5 protein-coding genes are annotated in these 4,080 nt (G+C 68.2%); 1 reads left to right on the top strand and 4 read right to left on the bottom strand.

Annotation, left to right across the window (positions count from 1 at the left end; all coding sequences use genetic code 11):
• Nucleotides 1–34: 34 nt before the first annotated feature.
• The 3 genes from A5481_RS25775 to A5481_RS25765 form a co-directional block, all read right to left on the bottom strand.
• Nucleotides 35–886, bottom strand: coding sequence for an ABC transporter permease (locus tag A5481_RS25775; protein WP_048434753.1), 852 nt, complete (start codon nt 884–886; stop codon nt 35–37).
• Nucleotides 887–963: 77 nt separating this feature from the next.
• Entirely contained in the window at nt 964–1,728 is a 765-nt protein-coding gene (locus A5481_RS25770) for an ABC transporter ATP-binding protein (RefSeq protein WP_048434749.1), read from the bottom strand.
• Nucleotides 1,729–1,744: 16 nt separating this feature from the next.
• Nucleotides 1,745–2,764 (bottom strand): ABC transporter substrate-binding protein, encoded by a 1,020-nt coding sequence (locus A5481_RS25765; RefSeq protein WP_048434750.1) that lies wholly within the window; start codon nt 2,762–2,764, stop codon nt 1,745–1,747.
• Between the two features lie 177 nt (nt 2,765–2,941).
• Here A5481_RS25765 and A5481_RS25760 point away from each other — a divergent pair, with 177 nt between their 5' ends.
• A complete protein-coding gene (locus A5481_RS25760) occupies nt 2,942–3,637 on the top strand; it encodes a GntR family transcriptional regulator (protein ID WP_048434751.1) in 696 nt (231 codons plus the stop codon).
• A 9-nt stretch (nt 3,638–3,646) separates the two neighbouring features.
• On the opposite strand, the gene A5481_RS25755 is transcribed toward A5481_RS25760, so the two are convergent.
• A partial coding sequence (locus tag A5481_RS25755; RefSeq protein ID WP_209436155.1) for a helix-turn-helix domain-containing protein occupies nt 3,647–4,080 on the bottom strand: 434 nt, incomplete at its 5' end.

Raw genomic sequence — 4,080 nt, 5'->3', positions numbered from 1 at the left:
CACCCTCCCCCGCAGAGGGGGGAGGGTTGGGGCGTCAGTGCTGCAGGCCCCATTTCTGCACCGTCCGCCGCTCCAGCGTGCGGAAGATCAGGTTCTCGACCACGAGGCCGATGATGATCACGGTGAGGAGACCGGCGAAGACGGCGGGAATGTCGAGGAGGTTGCGGTTCTCGAAGATGAACCAGCCCAGGCCCCCCGCCCCCGACGAGACGCCGAAGACGAGTTCGGCGGCGATCAGCGTGCGCCAGGCGAAGGCCCAGCCGATCTTGAGGCCGGTGAGGATGCTGGGGAACGCCGCCGGGATCAGGATCTTGGTGACATAAGGGAGCCCCTTGAGCCCGTAATTGCGCCCGACCATCCTGAGCGTGTTCGAGACCCCGCGAAAGCCCGAATGGGTGTTGAGCGCCACCGCCCACAGCACCGAGTGGACCAGCACGAAGACCAGGCTGCCGTTGCCGAGGCCGAACCAGATCAGCGCCAGCGGCAGGAGCGCGATGGCCGGCAGGGGATTGAACATCGCCGTCATCGTCTCGAGGAAGTCGGTGCCGATGCGGGTCGAGATCGCCAGCATGGTCAGCGTCGCAGCGAGCAGGATGCCGGCGACGTAGCCCATCAGCAGCACCTTGATCGACGACAGGGCCCGGCTCGGGATCGTGCCGTCGACCGTCTGCTGCCAGAGCGTCGTGACGGTGTCGGAGAAGGTCGGGAACAGCAGCGGGTTGTCGAGGATCCGGGCATAGACCTCCCAGACCAGCGCCAGCGCGACGATGATCACGGTCTTGCGGACGAAACCGCTGTTCCACAGGATCTCGGCGGTGCCGAGCTGGCGCTCGACCGCGCCGTCGGCGGCGGGCGCGGCGTCGCTCATGATGATGCGGGCCGGCATCGTGGGGCGCGTCGTGGTGCTCGTCGTGGTGCTCATTGGGGGTGCCTCCTCGACGGTCGATCAGGGATGGGCCGGCATCAGTGGTGATCGGGTTCGTGGGCGAACAGCAGGTCGTGGATCTGCTGCTCGAGCTGGCCGGCGCTGCCGTCCTGGGCCGACACCTTGTCGACGTCGAGCACCTCGGCCTTGACCCGGCCCGGATGGGGCGAGAGCAGCAGGATGCGGTTGCCGATCTTGATCGCCTCGGCGATCGAGTGGGTGACGAACAGCACCGTGAACTTGGTCTCTTCCCAGAGCTGCAGGAGCTCGTCCTGGCAGGTGCGCCGGGTCAGCGCGTCGAGCGCCGCGAAGGGCTCGTCCATCAAGAGGATGTCGGGCTCCATCGCCATGCCGCGGGCGATCGCCACGCGCTGCTTCATGCCGCCCGAGAGGGTGTGGGGGTAGCTGTCGACGGCCCGCGTCAGGCCGACCTTCTCGATATAGGCCCGGGCGCGCTCCTCCGCCGCGCGGCGGCTCATCTTGCGGGCATTGAGGAGCGGGAAGGTGACGTTCTCCAGCACCGTCTTCCAGGGCAGGAGCTGGTCGAATTCCTGGAACACCATCATCCGGTCGGCCCCGGGCTCCTTGACCGCCCGGTCCTTGATGCGGATCTCGCCCTCGCTCGGGTGCAGGTAGCCGCCCACCGCCTTGAGCAGGGTGGACTTGCCGCAGCCCGACGGCCCGAGCAGCACGAAGCGGTCCGAGGTATCGACCTGGAAGCTGACGCGCTCGGTCGCGGTGACGAGCACGTTGGGGGTCTTGTAGCGGAGCGTGACGCCGCGGACGTCGAGGAGGGTACTCATATGGCGTGTCCTCCCGTCAGCTGCCGCTGAGGTCGTGGGCGACCGGCAGGTAATAGTCGGTCCAGGCCTTCGGCTTGGTCCGCAACGTGCCGATCCGCCCGAGATGCTCGGCGAACCGCATCGTCCCTTGCGGCTGGAGGTTGAACTCCATCATGCCGGGTTCCTTGAGGTAGCCCAGCAGATCCTCGACGCTGGTCTTGTCGCCGGTCACCTCGCGGTAGATCTCGACCGCTTGGCGGGTATCCTGGCGGATGAGATTTTGTGCCTCTTCCGAGGCCGCGCGGACCGCCTGGACGATCTTCGGGTTGGCGTCGGCGAACTTGGTGGTGGTGAAGAACTGGCCCTGCGTCAGCGGCCCGCCGATGATGTCGGGCGAGCGGGCGACGATGTGGGCGCCCGGCACGGTGCGCAACTCGACGTACTGGAAGGGCGGCGCCGCGAAATGGGTCCTGATCTCGTGGGTGGGGTTGGCGAGCGCGATCGCCGCGTCGGGATGGCCGAGCTGCACCGTGTTGGCGTCGAGCCGGCTCGACTGGTCGGCGCCGTAGGCCTCGCCCGCCGCCATCTGCAGGAGGATGGCTTGGGTCGAGACCTTCACGGTCGGCACCGCGATCTTGTCGCCGGGCGCGATGTCCTTGATCGTCCTGATCTTCGGGTCGCGGCTGACCAGCAGCAGCGGCAGCGCCGAGGTGGCGACGATGCCCTTCACCCCGCCCCGCGTCCGGTCCCAGAGCAGCAGCAGGTTGCCGGTGCCGGTATTGACGATGTCGACATTACCGGCGAGCAGCGCGTCGGTCTGGCTGCCGCCGCCGGTGAAGGTGAGCCACTTCGTCTTGAGACCGGGCACGCCGAGCCGCTCGGCATGCTTCTCGATCAGGCCCTGCTTCTCGATGATGTGGGTCGGCAGGTAGATGATGCCGGGCTGGCGCGTGATCGCGATCTCGCTCTTCTGCTGCGCGAGGGCCGGAGCGGCGGCCAGAAGACCGGCAGCGAGGAGGCCCGCCGCGAAGGCGCGGCGCGCGGGCGAGTGGATCATGGGCGTTCTCCCGATGCCGCGGCGCGCGCGGCCCTGCCTGCCGGCCGATTCTTGATCTCTGGCCTGACCTCTGCACTAAAATGGTAATGCATTAGTATGTCAACCCGCGGCGGGCCGTGCTAGGCTGCCCCAGGGGCCGCCCCGGCGGCCCCGCGCCGTCTCACGAGTCCGACCGTCATGAACGCCGTCTTCGCCGGTGCGCAGCGTCTGCGCGACCGCTCGCGCCACGCCGCCCCGCAGGTCTTCGACCTCATCCGGGAAAAGATCGTCTCGCTCGATCTCGCGCCCGGCACGGTGCTGTCGCGACCCGAATTGCAGGCGAGCTTCGGCCTGAGCGCCACCCCGATCCGCGACGCGCTGCTGCGCCTCCAGGAGGAGGGCCTGGTCGACATCTTCCCGCAATCGGCGACCGTGGTGAGCCGCATCGATCTCGCCGCCGCCCGCCAGGCGCAGTTCCTGCGCCGCGCCGTCGAGCAGGAGGTGGTGCGCACCCTGGCCCAGGCGCCCGACCGGGCGCTGCTGGCCCGCCTCCAGGCCTTCGTCGCCGAGCAGGCGGTCTTCGCCGAGGAGGGAGATTTCGCGCGGCTGTCCGCCAGCGACGAGGCTTTTCACCGGGCGCTATGCGAGGCGGCGTCCGTCCCCGATCTGTGGGACCTGATCCGCCGCCGCAGCGGCCATATCGACCGCCTGCGCCGCCTGCACCTGCCGGTCGAGGGCAAGGCGCAGCAGATCGTGGCCGATCACCGGCGGATCGTGGCGGCGCTCGGCGAGGGCGCGCCGGATGCCGCGCAGGAGGCTCTTCGCGATCACCTGTCGAAGTCGATCGCGCTCGGTGACGAGATCCGGGCGCGGTGGCCGGCGTATTTCGCGTGACGCGCGTGATCAGAAGAACGTCGCCGGACTGACGTTGAAGCGCTCCGACAGGCGCGAGATCTGGTTCTTGTTCAGCTCGCGCTTGCCGCTCAGCAATTCCGAGACCACGCCCTGGCTGCCGATCTCGGGCAGGTCGCTCTGCTTGAGACCATGCTGCTCCATCAGCAGGCGCAGCACTTCGGCCGGTGGCACTTCGAGTCGGGAGAACCCGGTCGCCTCGTAACCGGCAATGAACTCGCCGAGGAGACCAAGGAGCGGGGCTAGCGAATGCCCTTCGTCACCCGCACCGACGTCGATGAGGCCGTTCATTGCAGCGATCGCCGCCTCGTACTGCGCGTCATCGGCGATCGGATGCAGCGGAATTCGCTGTGCGATGACTTCGATAGGGTCGTTCACCAACATGCGCCCACGGTCCACGACATGAGCTCCGTCGCCCTGCGGTC

This window comes from Methylobacterium platani (assembly GCF_001653715.1).
Taxonomy (GTDB): Bacteria; Pseudomonadota; Alphaproteobacteria; order Rhizobiales; family Beijerinckiaceae; genus Methylobacterium; species Methylobacterium platani.
Note: the sequence above shows the minus strand (reverse complement) of the source record. Positions and strands in the feature narration are given on the sequence as shown.